The following is a 23,031-nucleotide window of genomic DNA, read 5'->3' as shown; positions in this document are numbered from 1 at the left end:
AGTTCCCGCAGATCAAGCCAGCTAGTTCAGCTTACGGCATAGTATGCGGTATCCGTACGGATCAAGGCTGATATTCATGATGCCTTTATCCGGCATCACGCGTTCGCCTGTCAAAGCATCATACCAGTCGTTCGTGTCCATCGGATGCGACAGCGTACGCTTCTTACCGGTATTGTTCATCCAGATCGTAAAATGGACCTTGTCGTCGAGCCGCTCGTAAATGATGCATGGATCATGAATGTCCGCATGCAGGAAGCGGAAGCGGCCTTGGCGCAAGGCGGCGTGCTTCTTACGCAGAGCGATCATCAGTTTATAGAAATCATACAGCTCGCGATCCTGTTTATGGGGATCCCAGACCATACATTTGCGGCAATCGGGATCGCCATTTCCCGATATACCGACTTCATCGCCGTAGAAAATGCATGGTGTTCCCATATAGGTGAAAAGAAAGACGACGCATAGCTTCAGCTTACGCTTGTCATGTCCTACGCTGGTCAGCAGCCTAGGCGTATCATGGCTGCACAGCATGTTGAAAATAACCTCATTGGTTTGCTGCGGATAACGCATGATGAGCGAGCCCATCTCATTGGAGAAGCTGTATCCGTCCATGCCTCCGTTAAAGAAGGTTAGCACTTTGTCAGCGAAGGGATAGTTCATGACGGAATCGAATTGATCCCCGAGCAGCCAGTTGAGGGAATCGCTCCAGACCTCTCCGATAATATAAGCATCCGGATTGGCCGTTTTGACGACTTTCCTGAAATCGCGCCAGAAATGATGGTCAATTTCATTGGCGACGTCAAGGCGCCACCCGTCAAGATTGATTTCTTTGATCCAATATTCCGCTACGCCAAGCAAATATTCCTTCACTTCAGGATTCGCAGTGTTGAATTTCGGCATATTGCCAAAAAATCCGAACGTATCGTAAGTTGGAATACCGTTCTTAATGGACACTGGGAATTCATTAATATGGAACCAGTCAATATACTTAGAATCCTGCCCATGCTTCAGCACATCCTGAAAAGGAGGAAACTGCTCGCTGCAATGGTTGAATACGGCGTCGAGCACAACTCGGATCCCTTTTTCATGGCAAGCCGCGACTAGCCGCTTTAACAGCGCGTTGTCCCCAAAATGAGGATCGACACTCTTATAATCGACCGTATCGTATTTGTGATTAGAGGGGGAGGTGAAAAGCGGTGTAAAATAAATAGCGTTAATGCCAAGGTCGACTAAATCGTCCAGATGATCCAGAACACCTTGCAGATCGCCCCCGAAAAAATTGTCGATCTTTGGCGTTCCTCCCCAGGGTTCGATTGGCTTAGGATCGTTAGACGGGTCGCCATTCGCAAAGCGCTCAGGCATTATTTGATAAAACACAGCCTCTTTGGCCCATTCCGGCACTTTAAAAACGTCAATCTCATGAATATAAGGAAATTCGTACAACTCGCCCGGCGGAGTAGGCGGCTCGTGTCCGATCCCGCTGTCCTGCATATAAACTGTTTCGCTGCCGGCAACCAGTTTAAAGGCGTAGGAGAGCCGTTTGTAATTCGGCTTCACAGCGATTTCCCAGTAATCAAACATCGCGTCATGGGCCGCTTTTTCCATGGCCAATTCCTGATAAGTCCTCTGCCAGTCGTACTTGTCCCCGGTCATGGCAAATACTTGCTCTATATCATCTCTTTTGGTGCGCACACGCAAATGAATCGTTGTCGGATTGTAAGCATAAGCCCATTTATCGCGAGGCACGTGGTACAAAGCTTCAAGCAGCATGCGGCCACCTCCTTAACATCTGCTACAGCTAATTAATAACCAGCTCTCCCTTGGTATGAACCATTATTCCCTGAATAAGAGGAGGCCATGAGCTGCGTTTTATAATGTATAAAATCATTGATTCAGGTAACGCGATGCTGTGATAAAGTTCATTGTTGTTGATAAAAGAATGAATCACGAGGGTTCGGAGAGTGGATTTTAATGGTAATCATATAGGTTCTAATCGGGGAGTGATCTAAATAACATGAAAAAGAGCAATTGACCGCGGGTATAATAGATGAAGAAAGGATGAAAGAAAAATGTCGAAAATTTCTTTTGCATATATATGCATAATGATCTATAATTAGCCCAGTGAAATCATGAGACGATGATTAATTTTCATAACTTAGCAAGGAGAGAGAGACATGAAAAAATGGGGTACATTATTGATGGCGGTACTGTTGCTTACGACTGTACTGGCAGCTTGTGGACAAGCCAAAGAAACCAAGGACAGCTCGCAAGGATCTGCCACGCCGGCAGCGAAGAAGCTGGTTCTCGGATTGAGCGCCGATTTCCCGCCATATGAGTTCCATATCAAGAATGACAAAGGGGAAGACGAGATCGTCGGATTCGACGTGGAAATTGCTAAAGAAATCGCCAAGGATATGGGTGCAGAGCTCGAAATCAAGGATATGGTGTTCTCATCCCTGCTCAATGAGCTGGGCAGCGGCCGGGTGGACATCGTCATTTCCGGATTGAGCCCGACGCCTGAGCGTGCGAAAGAAATCGAAATGTCGCAAATCTACTACAACGCCAAACAGGCAGTCGTTGCCCGCGAAGCGGACAAAGATAAATATTCCACGCTTGAATCGCTGGAAGGCCTTAAGATCGGCGTTCAGAAGAGCTCAATCCAGGAGGACATCGCTAAAGAAATTCCTGGTGCTAAGCTGACCTCTCTGGCGAAGATTTCTGACATCATCATGCAGCTGAACTCGGGGCGTGTTGATGTGGCTATTATCGAGGGCCCTGTTGCCGAATCGTTCGTGAAGAATGTAGACGGCATCGTCATTACCGATGCGGAGCCTGTAACAGAGGATGAAGGTTACGTCGTAGGCATTAAGAAGGGCAACAAGGAGCTGCTGGATCAAGTGAATGCCACATTGGATCGCCTGATCCAGGACGGCAGCATTGAGAAATTTGTACAAGAAGCCAGCGATCTGTCCATTAGATAACTTGGCTTTGGTCATGCGATGATAAGACAACCTGGCAGAAAATAGCGGAGAAAATTCGCTATTTTTCTGTTTTTAACGAAACGGGCGCTGTAATTGGAGGTATGATAGGCTTATGAACTTTTTTACTGATTTTGCAACGATGTTTTGGGAATACCGCAGTTATTTTCTAACCGGACTGCAGTACACGTTATGGCTTGCCGCGTTAGGCGTTTTGTTCGGGTTCATTCTTGGATTGTTTGTCGCTTTGATCCGGATGTCGCCATGGGGAATCGTACGCTTTATCGGACATGCCTGGGTTGAGTTTCTGCGCGGAACGCCGATGCTAGTACAGCTGATGATCATTCACTACGGCTTATCTTACATGTTTGATATCAATTTTGATCCGATTGAATCGGGGGCGATTACGTTGTCCATTAACAGCTCGGCTTATTTAGCGGAAATATTCCGCGCGGGCATTCAGGGCGTGGATCGCGGTCAAAGCGAAGCGGCGCGTTCGCTCGGGATGACGCAGGGTCAAACGATGCGTTTCATTATTATTCCGCAGGCGATCAAAAACGTGCTGCCGGCGATTGGCAACGAGTTCGTCGTTATCGTCAAGGAATCGTCGATTGTTTCCTTTATCGGGGTGACCGAAATAATGTTCCAGGCGGGCGCCGTTCAAGGGATTACGTATAACGGCATGATGCCGTTCCTGATTGTTGCCGTGATGTATTTTATCGTCACATTTACGCTTTCCCGTATTTTGGGCCGTTTTGAAAGGAGGCTGCAGGCTAGTGATAACCGTTAAGAATTTGCATAAAAAATTCGGCCAGCTGCATATTTTAAAAGGCATTGACCTGGAAATCAACCGCGGAGAGGTCGTCGTCGTTATCGGGCCGAGCGGATCGGGAAAAAGCACCTTCCTGCGCTGTCTGAACCGGTTAGAGGAGCCGTCCAGCGGCGAAATCCATTTCGAAGGAGAGCTTATTACCGGCAAGAATCATAATATCAACAAAACCCGTGAGAAAATGGGAATGGTATTTCAGCATTTTAACCTTTTTCCACACAAAACGGTGCTTGAGAATATTATGATGGCTCCGCTCCAGGTGAAAAAACAGGCGAAGCAGGACGCAGAGGCCTTCGCGCTTCAGTTGCTGCGCAAAGTGGGTCTGGAGGAGAAGAGCGGGGCTTACCCTTCCCAACTGTCAGGAGGACAGAAGCAGCGCATCGCCATCGCTCGCGCCCTGGCGATGGAGCCGCATGTGATGCTGTTTGACGAGCCGACGTCCGCACTCGATCCCGAGATGGTGGGCGAGGTTCTGGAAGTCATGAAGGAGCTGGCTACAGGCGGGATGACGATGGTTATCGTCACGCATGAAATGGGCTTCGCCCGCGAGGTCGGCGACCGCATCTTGTTTATGGATCAAGGCGTTATTATCGAGCAGGGCAGCCCGCAGCAGGTGTTCGGTTCGCCGCAGAATCAGCGGACGCAGGATTTTTTAAGCAAAGTTTTGTAATTGGTAATTAGAAAATAGCATTGCAAAGGCATGACCAAGGGTCATGCCTTTTTGGTGTTACCTCCAATAATTTAAATTTTTGTCACGGTTTTCATCATTGTTTTTTCTTGATAAATACTGGTTTTAATACCATTGGTAACATTTGCATGGTCCATAGGTTACAAAATTGTGATATATTCATTACGGCCGAAACACTGCCAAGGCAGGTACGGGGGACGACTTATGACAAGCAATGCTAGTACAAGGTGACAGCATGGTATGTCTTGGGGTGAAGCGCTGATGATCCGGCGCCGGGAGCTATCCTTTTTTCCGAATCCGACAACTAACTCCGCAGGCCAAGTTAAAGGAGGAGCATCATGTTTAAACAACGTAAAGGTCTTCGCAAATTGGGGATGGGAATTAAGTCAGCCATGATTGCGGCAGGGTTGTTAGGTGCACTGCAGGCCGTGCCAGCATATGCGGATTCAGTACATACGGCAAAGAATGGAGACACCTTCTATTTTCTCGCCAAGCAGTACGGAGTCAATTTGGACAAGCTGATGAAAGCGAATCCGAGCATAGAAGCTACGAATATTTACGAAGGTTTAAAAATCACGATACCGGGACAAAACATGCAGGCGCTTACCGCCACAGAAACTGAGGTTCAACCGCTCTCTACGCTAAAAGTACTAACGGCGGACCGGGTCGTACAGGCCTGGGGTAAATCGTTTAACTACAAATCCACAGTAAAGGTCAAAGCGACAGCTTACTCTGCGGCTGCCAGCGAAAACGGGAAATGGGGCCCTGTCGACTATTATGGCAATCCTTTGAAGCTTGGAACGATCGCCGTTGATCCAAACGTCATTCCGATGGGCACCAAAGTGCTGGTCACCGGACACAGCCATCCTGATCTGCCGAAGAACGCCTTCGTCGCCACAGCGACTGACCAGGGCGGCGCGATCAAAGGAAACCGCATCGACATCTTTATTCCGGCGAGCCCGCAGAAAGTTAACGAGTTTGGTTTTCAGGATGTCACGCTATATGTTTTGGATTAGTATGAATTTAAGCTATGATTAGATTATCTTAAAAAAGGGACGTCCACTGCGAGATCTGGGGATCTGCAGGGATGTCCTTTTTTGCCTGCAAGCTGGTGCTGGTTATAGTGCTTTGTTATAAGATAGCAGCTCGGGAATCGTTACGAAGCGATAGCCGCGATTCCGCAGCACCTTAATAATATCGGGCAGAGCCTCGATAGTTCCCGTCAAATTGGAACCCGTACCGCCTCCGGCATGCTGCAGCACGATGGATCCCGGACCGACGGCGCTCAGCACGTTACGCTTGACCTTCTCTTTGCTTAGCGCTTTCCAATCGAGGGAATCGACGTTCCAGTTAATGATTTTGTAGCCTCGCCGCTTGGCCCATTTAAGCTGCTCCTCGTTAATTTCTCCGTAGGGGGGACGAATGAGGCGAGGTTTGTAACCGATAATCCGTTCGATCACTTTCTCGGTGCGCTCAATTTCGTTTTTGAATTCCTGGACGGATTGTTTCTTAAACAAAGGGTGGCTGTAGGAATGGTTGCCGATGATATGCCCTTCAAGGTGAATTCTTCGCAGCAGCTCCGGATGCTTCTTCGCCCGGCTGCCTACGACGAAGAAAGTGGCTTTGACGCCGTGTTTCTTCAGTATATCCAACACTTTAGGGGTGAAGCGGGGATCGGGAACATCATCGAAGGTCAGGGCGACCTGCTTGACCTCAGGACCGCTGAACTTGAACGTTTCCGAGTATTTCCGCCGGAGCTCTCCCAGCGTCATTGGCTTAGTTTCAGCCTTCACGGCTTGTTTGGAGGAGGTGGGTTCCGGGTTTGACACGGGTTCGGCAGGCGCGGGGGCCATTCCCGTAACTAGCGCCAGGCATAATAGCCATGCGACCGGCGCTTTGAAGAGTTTGGACATGGATACCTTCTCCTTTGATCGCTGAATGGTTATTTACTGGTATGCCCAAAACTCGACATAAATATGACCTCTTCTGCAAGGGTGTGCTATTTGTCACAGACTTGCCCGCGCAAAAATAGCATCTTTAGATAAAGCAGTGAAGCAGTAGAATGCTTATTTGTAGTGAGGTGAGAGGCATGGCGGTTGTGATGACAAATGTAGAAGTAGCCCCGAACATATTCAGGTTAAAAGCAGCAGGATCATATACGGGACGGATGGGCCAGTTCTATATGGTTCGGGCTTGGGATAAGTATCCACTGCTCTCCAGGCCGCTCAGCATCTTTGACCGGGACGAGGGAGGCATCGAGTTTCTATATCAGCTGGCGGGGGAAGGCACGAAGCTTCTCAGCGCTTTACGGCCTGGCGATGAGCTTCAATTGGAAGGCCCGTTTGGAAATGGATTCCCGGAAGTGCCGGCTGAAGAAAAAATCGCTCTGGTCGGGGGTGGGATCGGCGCAGCTCCGTTGTTCTACGCGCTTTGCGAGTATTCTGCTGCGGACGTGTATTTGGGATTTAGCCGGGAGGCTTACTTGGTGCAGCAATTCGAAGCGGCGACGACCGGTAACGTAATAGTGGATGTGGGCGGTATTGTGCTGAATAAGGTCGATTTTAACGCTTACGATACCATTATTGCTTGCGGGCCGGAGCCGATGCTCCAGGCTGTGCAGCGCAGAAAGCAGGAATCCGCCAATGCGGCCAAAGTGTACGTATCGCTGGAAAACCGCATGGCGTGCGGCATAGGGGCTTGTCTCGTGTGCAGCGTAAAATGCCGGGATCAACGGCGTAGGGTCTGCGCGGACGGACCGGTATTTTTGGCGGAGGAGGTAGTATTCGAATGATTGATTTGTCGTGCAGCATCGCGGGCGTACATTTTAAAAATCCGGTCGTTATGGCTTCAGGAACATTCGGTTTCGGCCGGGAATACGGCTCGTTGTACGATATTAACCGATTGGGCGGCATCTCCGGTAAAGGATTGACCCTGCATCCAAAGGAAGGCAACCACGGAATGCGCGTATTCGAGACGCCTTCCGGCATGCTGAACAGCGTAGGTTTGGAGAATCCGGGCGTAGCGTCATTTCTGTGCGAGGAATGTGAGTACTGGGCAGGCTTGAAGCTTGCGAGAATCGCTAATCTGGGCGGGAATACGCTGGAGGAGTATGTAGAAGGAGCACGGCTGATCGAGGAGGATGCACTCCGCCGCAGGGTGTCCGGAAATCAGGCGGTTGATATGATTGAGCTTAATATATCCTGTCCGAACGTCAAAGCAGGCGGTATGGCTTACGGTATTAAGACGGCGGTTGCCCGCGAGGTTGTCAGGGAAATCCGCCAGGCGACGACGCTGCCATTAATGGTCAAGCTGTCTCCAAATGCCGAGGATATCGTGCAAATGGCGGTGATGTGCGAGGAGGAAGGGGCGGATGCTGTCTCCCTAGTTAATACCTTTTCTGCCATGAAGATTGATATATATAAGCGGCGCAGCGTGTTTGACAATCTGTACGCTGGTCTATCGGGCCCGGCAATTAAGCCGATTGCACTGCGTATGGTGCATCAGGTGAGCAAAGCGGTCACCCTTCCCATAGCCGGGATGGGTGGTATACAGTGCGCTGAGGATATTGTGGAGTATATTATGGCAGGTGCAGCGGTCGTTCAGGTAGGGACTCACAATTTCGTCCATTTGCGGGCAGGGGAGCAGTTGGTTGACGGGCTGCAAGCTTTTATGGAGCGAGAAGGGATCTCGTCATTGGATGAGATTCGAGGGATTGTTTAAATGGATCGATTTGCGGATATTGCTCTGCAAGAGATAGCTATTGGCAAGGATATTCTGCTCATTGTTTCCGGGGGAGAGCGGCATATCGGAGCGTCGTCGACCGCCTACTTGAACGAAGGGCAGATGCATGTCCAGACTTGCGCTGTGCCTGGCCATAAGGAACATGTATTAAGCGAAGGACTGGCTATGCGGGCCGCCGAAATGCTAAGCCGAACGGTCACGGTCGTCATGGGCATTCATTATGATCAGCTTAGCCGCGAGGAGATTAGTGCGATTAGCGGGCATGTATCCCGTCTCATGGAAGAATACTTGCTCCGGCAGGTAGGTACCAGGTTTGAACATCAATCAAATCAGGGTAATGAATAGGAGCGGACCTTGCAAGGTAGCTCCTATTTTTCATCCAAACATTGCTTTTCAAGTGATATAGGGGATAACATGGATAGCGTAAACTTATTTGCAGGATAGGGAGAATGGAGGATTTGCATTGGTGCAAGGGAAGATAAATGAAGATAAATTTCGGCGCAGCGCCGTATCGGTTGAAGAGGCCCAAGCTAAGGTGCTGGCCCATGTCCGGCCGGCCGAAAGCGAGCTTGTTCCGATATTGGAGGCTGGTCACCGCGTTCTAGCCAGCGATGTACAAGCCCCGCATCCTTTTCCTCATTTCCGCCGATCGGGGATGGATGGTTATGCCATACATAGCTTGGATACGATAGGATGCCATAGCGCCCAGCCCGTTAAATTGGAGGTCATTGACGAAATTCCCTGCGGATCGCTACCTTCGGCAAGCGTTGCCCTTGGAACAGCCTCCAGAATTATGACCGGAGCGAAGGTGCCGGACGAAGCGGATGCCGTCATTATGCTCGAGATGACTGAAGCCACTGAACAGGACGGAAAAAGGTATATTCTCATCAAGCGGGAGATCGAGCCGGGCAAAAACATTACACCGGCAGGTTTCGAGCTTGCCGAAGGCGATTTAATCATGGAGAAGGGGCGGCGCATCGGGCCGGGCGAAGTATCGGTGCTGGCAACGTTCGGCATTCACCAGGTTCCTGTAGCGAGAAAGCCGCGAGTAGCCGTTTTCTCCACCGGTTCGGAGCTGCTTGCCATCGATGAGCCGCTGCAGGACGGCAGAATCCGCAACAGCAACACATATATGCTTGTCCATCAAATTCGGGAGGCCGGGGGCGAACCCTATATGCTTGAAGCGATTGAGGACGATCTCTCGGTGGCACGGCAGCGCGTAAAGGAGGCTTTTGCCGAATATGACATCGTCATTACGACCGGGGGCGTCTCTGTTGGCGACTATGATATCATGGCCGAACTAGTGCGGGAGCAGTCGCTGGAGATGCTGTTCAACAAGGTGACGATGCGTCCGGGGAGCGTCACTACCGCAGCCGTAAAAGAGGGGAAGCTGTTGTTTGCCCTCTCCGGGAATCCCGGAGCATGCTTCGTCGGCTGTGAATTGTTCGTCCGTCCGTTTATCGGGGCGATGCTGGGCGTTCGCGAGCCGTTTCTACCAAAAATTCAAGCGGTGCTAGGCAGGAATTATGCAAAGGTGAACAATTTTACCCGGTTTGTCCGAGGCAGCCTGGCGTTCGAGAATGGACGGATTGTTGTCTATCCGGCATCGCTGGATGAATCGAGCGTCATGATCACGATCAAGGACAGCGATGTGCTCATCGTTATACCTCCTACGAATCAAGGAGTGCAGGCGGGACAACTCGTCGATGTGCTCGTGCTGCCCAGAGGAAGCCGGGGCTGAGTACTAGAACAGTAATACAAAGAAAGGGAGGGGCATATATGCCGGTTATCCAAATTGTCGGGTATAAAAACAGCGGCAAAACGACGTTGATCGGCAAGCTGCTGGAAATTTTCAATGCCATGAATTTGAGGGTCGCCGTCATTAAGCATGACATTCATGGATTTGAAGCGGACCGCGAGAGCACCGACACGTTTCGCCACCGCCGGGCTGGAGCGGTGGCGACGGCCATTACTTCTCCCTGGCGCACTGCGATCATAGAAGAACGGGAAACGGTGCTCAGCGGCCTGATCAATCATTTCGAAGCCTATGATCTGACTATTGTAGAGGGTTTCAAACAGGAGGATTATCCCAAAATTGTGTTGATCCGCAGTCGGGAGGACCTTCCGCTGCTGGAGGAGTTGACGGAAATACGCGCCGCCGTGTTCAGGCAGGACGCCGGAAACTGCTTGGATAACAATGGTACAGGCGGCGTGTTGGCTGGCTCCGATCTTCCGTGTTACCATATTGATGACGTTGAAGAATTGGCTAAGCTAATCATCGTATCGGTATTATCATTGAATCATTGACGAGAAATCCCCCTCTGGGCGATCCAGAGGGGGATTTCATATGCACAAGGATATATCGGTTAGGAGTCGGAGCTTGCCCGCCGCTCGATGGCTTCGGACATCGTTTTATCGGTAAGGTGGGCATATACTTCCGTTGTCTCAGTTGAGGCATGCCCAAGCTGCTCCTTGGTTTTGTAAATATCATTTTGCAAGTAGTAATCGGTCGCGAATGAGTGGCGCAGCTTGTGAACTGTTAAATAAGGTTTGCCGAATCGTTTAGCGTATTTGATGATCATAGCCTGGATCGCCCGCTTCGTCATCCGTTTGCCGTCCTTCTGGCCGTTCGGAAGGGCGACGAACAGAGCCTTTTCCCGTTTGGGTGTATTATAGCGCGCTTGGCGCAGCTCTAAATATTCGGTCAGCTCGTCCTTGGATTGCTCGCGGAAGTATACCGGCGTTTTAAAGGTCTCGTCATTGTTTCCTTTTCGATATACATAAATGATTTTATTGGTTATATCGAGATCGTCGATGTTCAAATTGACGACCTCGGATACGCGCAGGCCCGAATTGAGGATCAGGCTCGCGATGCAGGCGTCCCGTTCTTTATTAAGCTCGTGAGCATATAGCGCCTGCTTGTTATTTTGCACATCGGCTCCGTAGCCTTCGCGTATATATCCGATGAATTCCAGCAGTTCGTCCTCTTCAAGCAGCTTTCCTTTCAGCTTGGCCGCCGTATCCTTGGGCTTATGTATCCGTTTAATCTCGACTTTAGCCATGATATTGCGCTTTAGTAGGGGATAAAACTCCTCATCCTCGGCGATTTGGCTTAAATAATGGAAGAGGGAGCGTAGGGACGACATTTTGCGTGATATGGTAATTTTGGAGTTGTTGCCTTCCACTCGCGTCGTCAAATGAAGGCGGAAGCCTACGATACTGTCCATCCGCAACGTCTCCAAATCGAGCAGCGTTACTTCGGCGTTCGATGCTGCGGGAGAGAGGCCTTCGGCGCGAAGCCAGTTAAAGAACGCTTCATAGTCGCGAATGTACTCCAGCAAGGTCGAGGGGGAAAGATCCGGGAGCTTGTAATCAATGAATTGCTGGACGAACCAGGGCATATGAACAACTTTTTCATCCAGCTTTTTCCGATCTATCGCTTTTTGTATATTCATAAGGGCTGTACCTCCGAATCCAACAATGTTGATTCTATTGTAGCATAAACCAGTCGCACACTGGCGAAGGAGGGCGCAACGAGAAAACGAAAACGAGAACGAGAAAACGAAGAAATAAGTAATAAATAGCTTGAATTTGCCAGCATTACGGCATTATAATGAAAAACACACTATATGAAAAATTCATAATAGGGAAACTAATTCATTGCGCTTCCTAGTCACTTTTATATATTATTCAACATGCAGCTCGCTCTAGTAAATTCATTCAAGTAAAAAGCGCAGTTGAAACAGCGAAGGCAGCAAAGATTATATTCTAATCTTAAGAATGCGGCCTCATGCTATAATAAATGGATGCCATCGAAATCGACGCAGATGAAGAAGGGGCATCAGACGGCTACGAATACATCGATAGTGAAATCAAATCCTTTCTCGACGGAGAATTTGCACGGATCGCCAAACGGAAGGTCGAAAAGAATCCGGCAGCGGAGCATGCTCCAACCAAAATAGGCCGGTTCATCGTCGAGCCAGGTTATGAACTCGATAGCAGTCCGATATGTTCGCCCGGTTGCGCGGGGCCGATAATAAAGAGGATTTCAAGAACTCCTGCGACGACCTCGTCCGCAGCTATTTGGATACAAGCTCGGTTCGGGGCGGGGCGTTAATTGTTGTACAGGCAACTTTGCCGAAATATTCCGATGATCCGTACATCTTCGTATTAAAATGCGACTTCGAGCAAAAAATCGCCAGAATATCCGATGAATGCAGCCTGACCAGTCAGGTGGAAATGGCGATCAGTACACGAAATATGAAGTCCATTCAGGCAAAATGGGAGCCTGAGCAGGTCGCGGAGGCTGCCGAGCGCATTGTGGAAATTAAACCGGAAATCGAGCTTAAATTCAGAATCGGGGATACGCTTGTCAAAGGACGTCTCGCCGAATTTGCCGACCAAATCCATATTGCACAGCTGAACGGCCGTTACGCCGTTACATTAGAGAGGGATTCATTTGTGTTCGATAAAGCCTTCTCTCCAGTGGAACTGATGCAGCCGGAGCCGTTTGAGGTCGTAGCCGAAGCGGATTGCCGAGAAGAGGGCTGACCCAAGCGATGACGATGTTCCGTTCTAATCCATATGATTAATGTGATTAATTAATTTTATTATTAATGACGTTAATTAAACAAGAATAACTAAGTCACATCTTGATGTATTCGAAATTAATTTAACGATAGATTTGACGTTAGGTTTGACTTGACGGCAGAAAAAGAGTAGCAGAAAAAGTAGATATGGTATGTATGCTGATTGGTGCGGATATTCGAAGCTCGCGAATATGCAGCTTCCTGGCTCTGTCTGAGCGTCGCGCAAAAAGTTATTCTCGTTCTCTGTTGCCAAGCATTTGCTTGCTGTGGCTAGCAGAAATTTGAGGTACCATTCTTTTCGTTGAGAGAAGCAAGAATTCTAATGGTTGCCATATTCGTTATTCAGTTGAAAATGAGCTCTTAGGAATTCTAGTGGTTGTTATTCACGTTATTCACGCCGAAATCGTCGCAGCAATAAATAATTGCTAAAATAGCGGCATATACAACCGTTAGATTCTCAAGACCGTGATGCATCCGCGGAATAACAGCGATAGCAACCGTTAAGTAGTATGAACCGTCATACGACAATCGTTAGGGGAACATCAACAGCCAGCATCGACCGTTAGGTAACGTCTAGTGTCAACATTAAGTGATAGGTTACATCAACAAATCAAGCGCAGTCGTAAGTATCGTCAACTACCAACGATCTGGCGGTAATCGTTAGGTTGTAACAATCGATAGGTAATAACACCCGTCAGCATCAATCGTAACATCACCTGCCAGCAACACCTATCAGCAACACCTATCAGCGGAAACCCAACATCTTCCAGCAGCAGTCGTTGGGTAGACTCAACCGTCTGGCCACAGACGAAATAATTAATAATATTAACTAAAGGCCTGTGGCTAGAATGTCGATGATGTCGATGATGTTGATGTTCTCACCCATAATGAAGAGTTTGCTAGAAGATAGGCGAGGGAGAACCAATCGTGTTCCCGTCCTTGGCAGAGATGACTTGCTACCTAAAATGAAAACCTGTTTCGGCGAGAAATACCGAAACGCTCATAGGCGGTGACCTTGTCCGTTTAGCCAACTGTGTGAACGCTGTATATGCGAGTCTTGGCACAACATTTGTTTCTGATCTGACAAAGCCTTAATGCGCAAACAAACCTGAGGTCGAAAGAACCCCAGGTTTGTCGCTTATAACTCCAATTTTTCGATTTCGGATTTTAGCTTATTTGCGGAATGCTGGAATTTCTCCAGTTCCTCTCCGCTGAGCTTCAAGTCAAGCACTTCACGCACCCCTGTACGGTCAACGATACTTGGCACCCCCAGGTATACGTCGGACACCCCGTTATAGTTGCTCAACAGGGTAGAGACATTAAGCACGGAGCCATCGTCCTGAAGAATGGAAGTGACGATCCGATCCAGTGCGAGCGCAATAGCATAGAAGGTAGCACCTTTGGCATTGATGATTTCATAGGCTGCATTTTTGGTGCTGTTAAAAATGTTTGTGCGTTCTTCCTCTGAGAATTCCAGATCGATGCCTGCGACGTTGGCCAGGCTCCAGAGCGGAACCTCCGTGTCGCCGTGCTCGCCGATAATATGCGCATGAATACTGCGCGGATTGATTTTCTTGTTCTGGCCGATCAAATAACGGAAGCGTGCACTGTCCAGAAGCGTTCCGGAACCGATAACGCGGTTGGATGGGAAGCCGCTTTTCTTAAGGGATACGTAAGACAGAATGTCCACAGGATTCGTTGCAACGAGAATGATTCCGTGGTTATTGTATTTTACGATATTCTTGATAATGCTGTCGAAAATTCCCGCATTGCGCTTAAGCAGGTCAATCCGCGTCTCGCCAGGCGCTTGGGAGGCTCCGGCCGCGATGATGATGATATCAGCATCTTTGCAATCGCTGTAATCGCCCGCCCACAGCTTGACGCCGCCGGTAAAAGGGAGGCCATGATTCATATCCAGGGCTTCTCCAATGGCTCTGTCTTTGTTGGCGTCGATAAGCACCAGCTCGGATACCCTCTCGCGAAGGAGCAATGTATAAGCCGTGGTCGCTCCTACAGCACCTGTTCCAATAATAACAACTCGGCTAGATCGCAATTGTGTTGTCAATGTTTCATCTCCTTCTAAATATATGACGAATATGTATTCACCTAATTTCATTGTACATGAATCATTTCAAATTAAAAGCATGTAGCTTAAGTTTTAAAGGCTAAAATTTGAGCTTTACCGCTGCGGACTTCAACATGGAATACGTCGGGCTTTTGCTAATTTTTGAGTTTTTTCACAGATTCTAAATGAGAACTTTGTAACCAGAGGGTAACCTTTCTGTAAGGACGTAACCCCTCTTTTTATATTATCCTAGTAATACACATGGAGAGAGGGAAATGGTGATAAGCATGATGATGTCGAATAACAACCAGATGGAAACTAGAAAAAAAATTCGCAAAAGGCCGCGCAAAAAATTCAGACAGCCTATTATTTTATTGGCATTAGTATTATCCTCTGTGGCTTTAATTATGTCCGCAATCGTAGGGATATCGCACATCAATTTCAAAACTGTTAAAACGAACAGTGCTTCAGTTATTATCCCTAAATTAGCCGGAGGCAACGAGAAAGCCCAGCTTCCAGACAAAATTCCCGCGGAAAGCGAGCCTGATTCTGAATCCACGCAGCCCTCGAAGAATAACCATGAACCGCAGAATAGCAAAGATTCACCAGCCGGCACTAATGAGCCGACTAACCCGCCCAAAGCTGCCCAACCTAAGGTGGCTTACCTGACCTTTGATGACGGTCCAAGCAAGTATACTGACGATATTGTATCCATACTGAACGAACATGGTATTCATGCTACGTTTTTTGTCATCGGCAACCAGATTAAAGGTTATGAGGGTTCCATTAAAGCCGCATCTGAACAGGGAAACTACATCGGTTTACATAGCATGACCCATAACAAAAAGATATTGTACAACAGCGGCAGCTCTGCTAATTTCCTCAAGGAATTCAAGAAGGCACAGGGCATGGTTGAGGATATAACTGGAACAGCTCCTTGGCTCATTCGCGCGCCCTACGGCAGCAAACCGCAGATTGGCAAGGAGTTTCGCAACGATATCGTGAAGGCAGGCTTTAAAATGTGGGATTGGACGATAGACTCCAAAGATTGGAAATACACGGGAAAGCCGGATAAAATCATGCAAGAAGTCAAGCGCCAGACGCATCGGGACGTAGAGGTCATTTTGATGCATGAGAAAGCGCAGACGGTCGAAATCTTGCCGGAAATCATTCAGTATTTAACAGATAAGGGTTATGCTTTTGCCGTATATAAGCCGGAGCAGCATTTCTCCGTCAATTTTGCTGGGGATTCCCGCTTGTAATTTCCTTATTGGAAGCTATTAATCTATGATTTTTATCTTATGATATAATATGAAATGCAGCTTGATCCTGGTAAGCGAGGTGCTGATAGTTGAGTTTATGGTATAAATTAACCGGAGCGCTGCTGATTTTTTGCCTGCTTCTGACAGCATGTTCCTCCCAGCAAGGCGAGACAGTAAGTCCGGTTCAGGATGAATCCGTTGAGGAAGGGCAAGTCATTACGATTGAGAATCCCCAGGTACTAACGGAGCAGACAGCCGCCAATACAAAAGACGGGAAGCAGTATCAAATTCAGACGAGGCTGACTGACTTCCATCTGCTTAGCGAGAATTCGGGCATTGCCTGGGGGGCGACTCGCAGTGAGCTGCGCCTGTATCTTACGCAGAATAGCGGCAAAACCTGGACGAGCATATCACCGGCCGCTTCCGTGCAATTTCCGTATCATCCTAAATACAATCGTGATATTTTCTTTTATAACGAAACATATGGCTGGATCGTTCGCAATCCTGTCGGCTCAAGCGATGCGATTGTGCTGCGTACCCGTGACGGGGGAGCTACCTGGAAAATCGCAGCTCTTCCGGGATCGGAGCAGGTTGCTGCAATTTATTTCACGGACGATTCACATGGCTGGATATTAGCGGCGAAATCTTACCCGGAAAAGGAAGAAAAGACACTGTACCAAACGGAAGACGGGGGAGCGACATGGTCCAAAATCATGGGCAGTCTCTCTTCTTCGGATGCCGCTCTCGAACATCTGCTTCCTAGCTCCGGAAGCGAGCTTTCCATGGTGTTCCGGGACCGGATGCATGGCTATGTTAGTATGATCAGCTCAGGCATTCCCAAGCTGTACACGACGGATAACGGCGGAATCAGCTGGTCCGAGGTCAAGGATTTCTTCTCTACAGCTAAATACAAATCCTGTGAGAAATTTGTGGCAGGGGAGCTGCAATTCTTTTCTACAGAACCATTTCTTTCTTCAGAGCCATTTTTCTCTTCAGAACCGTTAAACGGCTGGATACCGATCGGCTGTGTGAAAGAGAAGAGTACAAAATTCAATGGCTATTTCACGCCAGACAATGGGGATACGTGGAATCTGGCTCCATTTAATTCGTTTTGGCAGGACGGATTAAACGAGTCTTTAGCTCCTGCTTTTATAAGCAGCGAGGAAGGGTGGCTCCTGCGGGACTCCAAGGTGTATCACACTCTGGATCAGGGCAAGACATGGACGCTGCTGCCGGAAAGCAAAGTATTGACGAAGATCCTGACGGATTATCCGGAGATTGTCAAACTGAGATTCTCGACAGCTGAAGTCGGTTGGCTGCTCGTAGCGCAAAGCAATCAGAAACGGTCATTATTGCTTCAAACCCTCGACGGAGGCGTCAGCTGGCGTGTATTATAGCTTAATCAGCAGCCATTTATTCCTGTATCAGCGGAATAAATGGCTTTATTTCACAAAAAATAATTATACATATTATTGTGAAAATAATCACATTAACAAGGAGGGGGTGTGTGATATATTTAACTCAGGAAGAACAATGCTTGACAGCTTAAGAGCTTAAACAATAGGAGTGATTAAGATGAAAACCGATCAAGATCAAGTAACCCGCAACCTGCTGCAATTTTGTTACCATTGCGAGGATGCGCATTTGTGTACGACAGAAGAAGCCTGCAAAGCCTGCTGGGCTGAAAATGGATGGTTTGAGCCGGAAGCAGAAGCGGCCGGAGCAGAAGAAACTCGTCAATTGCTGCAATTCTATTATGCATAGTTTCCGCTCTATAGTAAGGGCACGATCAGCATAACCTTCGGTTCAAGGCTCAGGAACCGGAGGTTATTGTTGTTTTAGACCCAGGAATTTATCACGGGCCTATGACAAGTTTCACTGTCCAAGGCATATACATAGAAGAGAAGTACAGGGACGACCAAAGAACCATTAACATTGTTCTACTACCGGCATGAATGCGAGGAGGGAGAAGGATGCAATCATGGGTGGAAATGTTCGGCGTCATGAACACTGCGCTTCCTATTTTCTTCATTATCATCCTAGGGATCATTCTCATTTCTGTTGGCCGGGGAATACTAAGGTACGCGAACAACTCCAAACAGCCGCTGCTCATTGTCTCAACAATTATCGTGGGCAAACGTACGGAGGTTTCTCATCGCCATAACACGGATACGGCAGTAAGCCAGATGGATAGCAAGTACTTCATCACATTTGAGGTAGAAAGTGGGGACCGGCTGGAATTTCCGGTAAGTGGATTGGAGTATGGACAATGTGCGGAAGGGGATCAAGGAAAGCTGTCTTTTCAAGGAAATCGCTACCTGGGATTCGAACGTTTAGGCAAATCGTCCCGGAATATGGATGATGGTTATCGTGACTTGAGGAGAAATTATTGAATTGTTCCAAGCAGGCTGCCGTTGAGGCGCCTTACAAATAACAATAAGAGAGCTGTCCAGGCCGGGCAGCTCTCTTGCTATTTGACTGTCATGAATAAGATAGCGCTTTAATGCTGGCCGTATTGGCCAGAATATCCTGTGCCACCTTGCGCCCGCTTGAGAAGGCGCGTTCAGCCAGCTCTCCCTTGCCTTCGCAGCCATCCCCGCAGAAATAGAAGGGAACCTGATCCAGCCTATTGGGCAGCAGCCTATTTGAATGGATGTTCTTGACGCTGGCGACCATTGCCTTCTTTGATACGCGCTTGACCGCCGTATTGTCGCGCCAGCCCGGGTAGTAAGTATCAAAGAGCGCTTCCATCTGCAAGGTCTTGCTCTCCAGATATTGCTTCTTCTGTTCTTCATCTGCAAAGTCATCATTCAAGTAGGCGATGCCCTGCAGAAGCTGGCCGCCTTCGGGAACAACGGTATGATCCGTCGCCGAGACGTCGCTGATGAACAGCTTGTTGTTCATATCGCTGATATAGTGGAAGGGACGATTGATGATCTTGGAGAATCCGACGTCGTATACCAGCACTTCTGTTGATGTATTATTTTTGAAAGGTTCAAGGGACTGGCCCCAAGGTGTCGATTCCAGTAATTTAGCGACCTGCTGTACTGGCATAGCGAAAATGACCTGATCAAAAACTAATGATTCGCGAGTTTTGGTGTTCAGTATGAATTTGTCATTTTCCATCGTAATCGATTCAACCGGCTCCTTAACGGCAATTTCCCAATCCTTGTTCTGGGAAATCTTATCCACCAGCTGATTCGTAATCGTTGACCAGCTGCCGAGGATGTAGTTTACCGGCTTGTGCGAGAGGAACAGGTTATGGTAGTATTCGGCGATCACTTCGCCGGATACGCGTCTCGCTTCTTCCGGAGTGATGAAGAAATTGGAACTGACTAGATGTTCCCACAGTTCTTTGACGTCAGGGGAAGCGTTAGATTTATTCAAATATTCGCCTAACGTCGGATAATTCTTCAATTGATGAATATTAGTGATGACCGCAGCGACTTCTGCAACGAAACGAATTTTCTCCATCGTCGTAAGTACGCCAGTCTTCATAATATTTACGAAATCAAGCGGAGCGGGAGTGAGTTGTCCATGCTTGGCATATACAACATTCCGTTTGTCTACCTGCTTGCTGTTAAAACGGAGGTTCAGCTCATTCTCCATATCCAACAGCGTATGTCTGTCGATGCCGTAAACCGCATGTGCTCCATAATTTAGCGTGAAACCTGATTTCTCATAAGTAAAGGCTCTACCGCCCAACTGTGGGCTACGCTCGAACACTGTTCCCTGTATACCCGGACTGTCGGACAGATAAGCAGCGGCCGTTAACCCTGAAAGTCCACCGCCAACAATCGCGATTCTCATTAGTCGTACCTCCCATTCGTTTTGTGAAGCACAGCTTAAGCGCTTCTCGCAACATTCTGCTCCGACTACGTATGTTCGAAGCATGGATTCATTATTAGTATATGCTATTCATGTAAGCGCGTCCATAGAAATAGACACGATTTGTTCAAAAATGAAATCGCATTCATCGCAAACCTTAGCTATACCGGATTGACATGGCAGCAAACATCAAAAAAATAGGCACAAATATGGGCGTATGCACATAGGATATATCGTTCATAAGAGATCGAAGGAGGAAGGCCACTTGGCTGTCATAAAAGCAAACTCCGAGGATGTCAGACTGCTGGCCCGTCTGATGCGTGCGGAAGCAGAAGGGGAAGGCGAACTAGGCATGTTGATGGTCGGCAACGTCGGGGTTAACCGGATACTCGGCAATTGCCTTGATTTCAGGGATATACGAACCATGAACCAAATGGTGTTTCAGTCGCCCGGAGGGTTCGAGGCCACACAAAAAGGCTACTTCTATCAAAGAGCCCGCGATTCCGACATCCGCATGGCCAGAAGGGTGATTAACGGCGAGCGCACATGGCCTGCGAGCAATGCTTTGTGGTTCTTTAGACCGGAAGGCGAATGCCCGGGTACCTGGTACAACCAGCAGAATACAGGACGATTCAAGTCTCATTGCTTCTTCTCCCCAACCGTTGAGAATTGTCCTTCTGTATTTTAACGGGAGCTGTCTCCCTTCACAAACAAGAAATTAAGGAGGTATATTTCCATGTTCAATCCAAATTACCGGCCGGTCACCTATAAGATCGGCAACAGCCCGTCAGGAGCTTTCGCCGGGGGCAGCACTTATTCTCCCCAACAGCAAGTGCCAATGCAAACGCAAGGGGGAGGGGGAATGCAGATGCCGTATCCGCCGCAGGTGCCAAGCGGCAGTCCGATGACGCCGACGGGTACGGTCGTGCCAACGGCAACTCCACAATTTGAGCAATCCTATATCGAGAACATTTTCCGCTTGAACCTGGGCAAGGTGGGCACATTTTACATGACTTATGAGAACAACTCAGAATGGAACGCGAAAATATTCAAAGGCGTCCTTGAAGCGGCAGGCCGCGACCATATCATTATCAGTGATCCTGCAACGGGAGTACGTACAGTACTGCTCATGGTGAATTTGGACTACGCTACTTTTGCTGAGCCGCTGTATTATCAATATCCGGGAACGATCGGAAATCCGCAGACGTCAAGATAGCGGGCTCTTATTTCCGATTCGCAGCGAACGCAAAACAAGGTTGCCCTATCGGGCAGCCTTGTTTCATTCTGTGATCTATTTATGTTCATTCATATGGGAATTGGCATCAAATCGATAGGAAAAGCCAGTAAAAGCTAGGTATTGCTGTACCAGCCGCAACTTTATGTGGAAAACAAAATAAATTGGCCCTTTACTCTTGTCTGTTGTCATACCGTGCCGTTTGACTGTGTAGTGTATAATAATATAATTAGATGTAAAAGGTCATGAACCTGTTCACAGTCAAATTAATTCAAACCGCGAAGGAGGTGCACCTGTTCTCCGCTTTTTGTACGGCGGGAATAGGAATCGTATTGACTGACCCTTTACCGAGTATTTACCACGTGGGACTTATGATTATGTTAGTTCTGCTTAACGGATTTTTCGTCTCGGCTGAATTTGCGATTGTGAAAGTTCGCGCAGGCCGAATCGATGCCTTGATTGAGGAGGGGAAGAAGAGCGCCATCACGGCAAAGGGACTCATGAGCCGTCTGGACGGTTATTTGTCTGCATGCCAGCTGGGAATTACGCTTAGCTCTCTTGGTCTAGGATGGCTTGGTGAGCCGGTTGTAGCGCGTCTGCTGAATCCGATTTTTCAGCTCACGGGGATAGGGAGCAAGGCCGCATACACCATTTCACTGGCAACGGCATTTTTGCTTATCGCTGTGCTGCATATCGTTCTTGGGGAACTGGCACCGAAGACGGTTGCCGTCCGCAATGCGGAGAGGGTAACCCTGCTGTCGGCAGGCCCCATGAAAGTGTTCTACCGATTGATGTTTCCGATGATTTGGGTACTGAACGGCTTGTCATCCGGCCTGCTGAAAATATTCGGCATCGAGCCGCTTAAGGAGCAGTATGATTCAGCTCATACTGAGGAAGAAATCAGAGTAATGATGAAGGAGAGCAGCGAGAGCGGCCTGATCGATAGTACCGAAATGTCCCTCGTGGATAACATTTTTGAATTTGCGGATACAACGGCAAAAGAAATTATGATACCTCGTACCGAAATGATCTGTCTATATACCCAGAACACCTTGCATGAAAATTTGGAAATCGCTTTAGAGGGAACACGTACACGTTATCCGGTATGTGCCAACGACAAGGATCACGTGATCGGCTTTATTCATATAAAAGATTTGATACGTTCGAACTCGGCGAATTACTTAGACCTGCTTCGTCCAATTATGGCTGTGCCCGAATCCACCCACATCAGCGACTTGATGAAGCGCATGCAGCGGAACAAGACGCAAATTGCGATACTGATTGACGAATATGGCGGTACGTCCGGACTTGTCACGCTGGAGGATATCGTCGAGGAAATCGTCGGTGAAATCCAGGATGAATTTGATGAGGAACGTCCCGGGATCGAGCAAATTGGCGAGGATACCTATTCTATCGATGGGCTTATGCTGATTGAAGCGGTAAACGACCGGTTCGGACTAGAGTTGGATTCGGATGATTACGATACGATCGGCGGCTGGTTATATTCAAGAATCCAGGTGCTGCCGCCACAGGTCGGGCAATCTGTCGAGAATGATGGTTATATTTACGTAGTGGAACAAACCGACAACAAGAGAATATCGCGCGTGAAGCTCGTGAAGCAGGAGTTGATTCCGCTAGAGGGAGCCGGCGCGTAGCATAGATGACAACAGAAGAAGAAGGGTGCCCGTGAGGGCAATGTCATTAAGATAAGATCAAAGACAAGACCGGGAGTAAAACTGAAATGCAAAACGGCATAGGAAAAGCCCTGTGCCGTTTGTTTTTTGGTTCAAGCAAGAAAAAAGCGTACAGCAAACAAAGCG

At 48.4% G+C, this 23,031-nt stretch carries 21 protein-coding genes, 1 pseudogene and 1 riboswitch; of the genes and pseudogenes, 17 read left to right on the top strand and 5 right to left on the bottom strand.

Annotation, left to right across the window (positions count from 1 at the left end; translation table 11 throughout):
* Positions 1-21: 21 nt before the first annotated feature.
* Positions 22-1,767 carry an alpha-glycosidase gene (locus GNP95_RS21465; RefSeq protein ID WP_155612882.1) on the bottom strand — a complete coding sequence of 582 codons (1,746 nt, stop codon included), beginning with the start codon at positions 1,765-1,767 and terminating at the stop codon, positions 22-24.
* A gap of 404 nt (positions 1,768-2,171) precedes the next feature.
* Here GNP95_RS21465 and GNP95_RS21460 point away from each other — a divergent pair, with 404 nt between their 5' ends.
* The 4 genes from GNP95_RS21460 (at position 2,172) to GNP95_RS21445 (ending at position 5,508) form a co-directional block, all read left to right on the top strand.
* Positions 2,172-2,978, top strand: coding sequence for a transporter substrate-binding domain-containing protein (locus tag GNP95_RS21460; RefSeq protein WP_155612881.1), 807 nt, complete (start codon positions 2,172-2,174; stop codon positions 2,976-2,978).
* A gap of 112 nt (positions 2,979-3,090) precedes the next feature.
* Complete coding sequence (locus tag GNP95_RS21455; RefSeq protein ID WP_155612880.1) at positions 3,091-3,765, top strand: amino acid ABC transporter permease; 675 nt, start codon at positions 3,091-3,093, stop codon at positions 3,763-3,765.
* A complete protein-coding gene (locus tag GNP95_RS21450; RefSeq protein WP_330163555.1) occupies positions 3,752-4,474 on the top strand; it encodes an amino acid ABC transporter ATP-binding protein in 723 nt (240 codons plus the stop codon). The genes GNP95_RS21455 and GNP95_RS21450 overlap by 14 nt, the downstream gene beginning before the upstream one ends.
* Positions 4,475-4,648: 174 nt before the next feature.
* Positions 4,649-4,828: riboswitch (cyclic di-AMP (ydaO/yuaA leader) on the top strand.
* A 2-nt stretch (positions 4,829-4,830) separates the two neighbouring features.
* Entirely contained in the window at positions 4,831-5,508 is a 678-nt protein-coding gene (locus tag GNP95_RS21445; protein WP_155612878.1) for a 3D domain-containing protein, read from the top strand.
* Between the two features lie 102 nt (positions 5,509-5,610).
* On the opposite strand, the gene GNP95_RS21440 is transcribed toward GNP95_RS21445, so the two are convergent.
* Positions 5,611-6,405 carry a polysaccharide deacetylase family protein gene (locus tag GNP95_RS21440; protein WP_155612877.1) on the bottom strand — a complete coding sequence of 265 codons (795 nt, stop codon included), beginning with the start codon at positions 6,403-6,405 and terminating at the stop codon, positions 5,611-5,613.
* 176 nt (positions 6,406-6,581) lie between these two features.
* Between GNP95_RS21440 and GNP95_RS21435 the strand changes: the two genes are divergently transcribed.
* From GNP95_RS21435 to mobB, 5 genes are all read left to right on the top strand, one after another.
* Entirely contained in the window at positions 6,582-7,283 is a 702-nt protein-coding gene (locus GNP95_RS21435) for a dihydroorotate dehydrogenase electron transfer subunit (RefSeq protein ID WP_155612876.1), read from the top strand.
* Entirely contained in the window at positions 7,280-8,212 is a 933-nt protein-coding gene (locus tag GNP95_RS21430; protein ID WP_155612875.1) for a dihydroorotate dehydrogenase, read from the top strand. The genes GNP95_RS21435 and GNP95_RS21430 overlap by 4 nt, the downstream gene beginning before the upstream one ends.
* On the top strand, positions 8,213-8,578 hold the full coding sequence (lpdD, locus tag GNP95_RS21425; RefSeq protein ID WP_155612874.1) for a prenylated flavin chaperone LpdD: 366 nt from the start codon (positions 8,213-8,215) through the stop codon (positions 8,576-8,578).
* Positions 8,579-8,696: 118 nt separating this feature from the next.
* A complete protein-coding gene (locus GNP95_RS21420) occupies positions 8,697-9,974 on the top strand; it encodes a molybdopterin molybdotransferase MoeA (protein ID WP_155612873.1) in 1,278 nt (425 codons plus the stop codon).
* 38 nt (positions 9,975-10,012) lie between these two features.
* Positions 10,013-10,540, top strand: a complete 528-nt coding sequence (mobB, locus tag GNP95_RS21415) for a molybdopterin-guanine dinucleotide biosynthesis protein B (RefSeq protein ID WP_155612872.1) — start codon at positions 10,013-10,015, stop codon at positions 10,538-10,540.
* A 59-nt stretch (positions 10,541-10,599) separates the two neighbouring features.
* Here the strand turns inward: mobB and xerS are convergent, their stop codons facing one another.
* Positions 10,600-11,688 (bottom strand): tyrosine recombinase XerS, encoded by a 1,089-nt coding sequence (xerS, locus tag GNP95_RS21410; protein ID WP_155612871.1) that lies wholly within the window; start codon positions 11,686-11,688, stop codon positions 10,600-10,602.
* 347 nt (positions 11,689-12,035) lie between these two features.
* Between xerS and GNP95_RS21405 the strand changes: the two are divergent.
* Positions 12,036-12,812: pseudogene (locus GNP95_RS21405) on the top strand (DUF3900 domain-containing protein).
* 1,148 nt (positions 12,813-13,960) lie between these two features.
* Here GNP95_RS21405 and GNP95_RS21400 read toward each other — a convergent pair.
* Entirely contained in the window at positions 13,961-14,887 is a 927-nt protein-coding gene (locus GNP95_RS21400; protein ID WP_155612870.1) for an L-lactate dehydrogenase, read from the bottom strand.
* 311 nt (positions 14,888-15,198) lie between these two features.
* On the opposite strand from GNP95_RS21400, the gene GNP95_RS21395 reads away from it, so the two are divergent.
* From GNP95_RS21395 to GNP95_RS21380, 4 genes are all read left to right on the top strand, one after another.
* Positions 15,199-16,149, top strand: coding sequence for a polysaccharide deacetylase family protein (locus GNP95_RS21395; RefSeq protein ID WP_196427277.1), 951 nt, complete (start codon positions 15,199-15,201; stop codon positions 16,147-16,149).
* A gap of 89 nt (positions 16,150-16,238) precedes the next feature.
* Positions 16,239-17,546, top strand: coding sequence for a WD40/YVTN/BNR-like repeat-containing protein (locus tag GNP95_RS21390; protein ID WP_155612868.1), 1,308 nt, complete (start codon positions 16,239-16,241; stop codon positions 17,544-17,546).
* Between the two features lie 178 nt (positions 17,547-17,724).
* A complete protein-coding gene (locus tag GNP95_RS21385) occupies positions 17,725-17,913 on the top strand; it encodes a hypothetical protein (protein ID WP_155612867.1) in 189 nt (62 codons plus the stop codon).
* 209 nt (positions 17,914-18,122) lie between these two features.
* Positions 18,123-18,542 (top strand): DUF2500 domain-containing protein, encoded by a 420-nt coding sequence (locus tag GNP95_RS21380; protein ID WP_155612866.1) that lies wholly within the window; start codon positions 18,123-18,125, stop codon positions 18,540-18,542.
* 88 nt (positions 18,543-18,630) lie between these two features.
* Here GNP95_RS21380 and GNP95_RS21375 read toward each other — a convergent pair whose 3' ends face one another.
* Positions 18,631-19,959: an FAD-dependent oxidoreductase gene (locus GNP95_RS21375; RefSeq protein ID WP_155612865.1), complete on the bottom strand. Its 1,329-nt coding sequence runs from the start codon at positions 19,957-19,959 to the stop codon at positions 18,631-18,633.
* Between the two features lie 283 nt (positions 19,960-20,242).
* On the opposite strand from GNP95_RS21375, the gene GNP95_RS21370 reads away from it, so the two are divergent.
* The 3 genes from GNP95_RS21370 (at position 20,243) to GNP95_RS21360 (ending at position 22,866) form a co-directional block, all read left to right on the top strand.
* Positions 20,243-20,665 carry a cell wall hydrolase gene (locus GNP95_RS21370; protein ID WP_155612864.1) on the top strand — a complete coding sequence of 141 codons (423 nt, stop codon included), beginning with the start codon at positions 20,243-20,245 and terminating at the stop codon, positions 20,663-20,665.
* A gap of 48 nt (positions 20,666-20,713) precedes the next feature.
* The gene (gene gerQ / locus GNP95_RS21365) at positions 20,714-21,193 is read left to right on the top strand and encodes a spore coat protein GerQ (RefSeq protein ID WP_155612863.1); all 480 of its coding nucleotides are present in this window, start codon (positions 20,714-20,716) and stop codon (positions 21,191-21,193) included.
* A gap of 389 nt (positions 21,194-21,582) precedes the next feature.
* Positions 21,583-22,866, top strand: a complete 1,284-nt coding sequence (locus GNP95_RS21360; RefSeq protein ID WP_196427275.1) for a hemolysin family protein — start codon at positions 21,583-21,585, stop codon at positions 22,864-22,866.
* Positions 22,867-23,031: the final 165 nt, after the last annotated feature.

Origin of the sequence: Paenibacillus woosongensis (assembly GCF_009725165.1) — a bacterium.
Lineage (GTDB): Bacteria > Bacillota > Bacilli > Paenibacillales > Paenibacillaceae > Fontibacillus > Fontibacillus woosongensis.
The sequence above is the reverse complement of the archived record's forward strand: the minus strand, read 5'-3'. Positions and strand labels throughout refer to the sequence as shown.